This window comes from Acinetobacter sp. GFQ9D191M (assembly GCF_011174875.1).
GTDB lineage: Bacteria > Pseudomonadota > Gammaproteobacteria > Pseudomonadales > Moraxellaceae > Acinetobacter.
The window spans coordinates 1-1,769 of record NZ_JAALGV010000153.1 but is presented as its reverse complement, the minus strand read 5'-3'; the positions used below and the strand labels follow the sequence as shown (position 1 = coordinate 1,769).

The 1,769-nt window shown below is 36.9% G+C and carries 1 pseudogene; it reads right to left on the bottom strand.

Annotation, left to right across the window (positions count from 1 at the left end):
- Positions 1 to 632 precede the first annotated feature (632 nt).
- Positions 633 to 1,769 (bottom strand): annotated as a pseudogene (locus G5T77_RS16640) (type I restriction endonuclease subunit R); the annotation flags it as partial.

Sequence of the window (1,769 nt, the reverse complement as noted above, 5' to 3'; positions counted from 1 at the left end):
GTGTTCAGCGGACGCTTACATTCAAAAAATAAAAAAGCACCTAAGAGTATTGCTCCTAGATGCTTGATGTATTTGGTGGGCCCAGACGGACGATAACAAAATTTTATCCTATTGAATTTAATATAAAAATTATCATAAAAATATGTAAGGATACAAATCAGGATACACGATTTATTTGTTTATTTTTTAACCAAAATTAAAGTTTAGTAACATATAATTTAAGGTGGTTTTAGTAGACTTTTTAAGAATACAACATCACCATGTACATAAGAATACTTTATGATGAGATCATCATATAATTCATTTTACCAAGATCAGATAAAACTCATAGTAATATAGGAGAGATTATCCTTACCTGAAGGTAATAGTCCTTTCTAATATCTTTAAATTGCCAATACAGTAGCTACGATAGCTAAATGCATCACCCTAATTTAAATTTCGAGGTGATCTAACCACTTTACCATTATATGCAATTTCTCAAAGATCTCTCTAACAATTGTTTATTCTAAATGTTCATCAACCTCGACCTTTTTATCAGGAAATTTCCATTTATAACTTACATACTTAAACGTAGCTTTACCTCTTTGCATAGCTGAAACTTTGCATCAAGATTTGGCATGTATATTCCCTATTCAAATCCCTGTATAAAAAGTCTGAATGAACTGCTTAGTCTTATCCCACAACTGATTAAATACAGTCTCTCTTTCAAAGAGCTTGACTTTAAAATTCGGTAAATCCTTTAGCTCTTCTTTCCTTGGTAAACGCTTTGTAAATTCGTAGTTTTCCAGAACAGTTCTCATTGCTTCAGGCTTCAAGTTTTCCTCTTGGCAGAGGTACTGATAGGCTTGTTCTTTCTCCGCATCCCAGAAAGCAGCAAAAGTGCTCTGGACACTTTGTCCATTGATCATCTTCGGCATGTTTTCTTCAATGAACTTCTGAATCAGTTCCTGCTTGTCATGCAAGGTAACTTCATTACCAATTAGATCATGTATCTGTGCTTCGTATTTCTTGCGTTTGGCCTCATCCCCGCTATCCAGAGCCATTTGCAGCAAATTGATAATATAGCCCACATTGATCCGGTCACTATGTAGCAGATCCAATTGGAAATCGACATCATCCAGTACAGAGACTTTTTCTTTTTTCGTAGTCTTGCGTACATCACGACATAAGTCAGCATACTTGGAAGCAAAATTGGCAAAGTGCTGTTTATCTAAAGCGGTCTGGTTCTGATCGTATTCGATAAAGGTTTGCAGCTGAGCGTTATAACGCATCACTTCACGGAAGGCCTTAATAAACTCCAACTGCTGATCTTCTGTCATGAGATCATCCACGCTTTGATAATCAGGCGTGATCTTGAGCAACTTCTGAACAGCAGCATCATAATCCTGCTTAATTTCCTCAAAGCTTGGAACCAGTACCACCTTTTGCGCATCTTTATTGGAAAATAGCGCCAGTGCTTCATCTGTCGCACGTTTCAGGTTACGGAAGCAGATAATGTTTCCAAATGGCTTCTTATCGTTATAGACACGGTTGGTACGTGAGAATGCCTGAATCAAGCCATGATATTTTAGGTTTTTATCGACATACAAGGTATTTAACGGCTTAGAGTCAAAGCCCGTGAGGAACATATTGACCACGATTAGAATATCAATCTGTCTGTTTTTTACGCGCTGTGCAATGTCGCGGTAGTACGCATAAAATTGATCACCAGAATTGTAGTTGGTTTTAAACTGTCGATTGTAATTGGTAATGTAGCGATCCAGCTTATC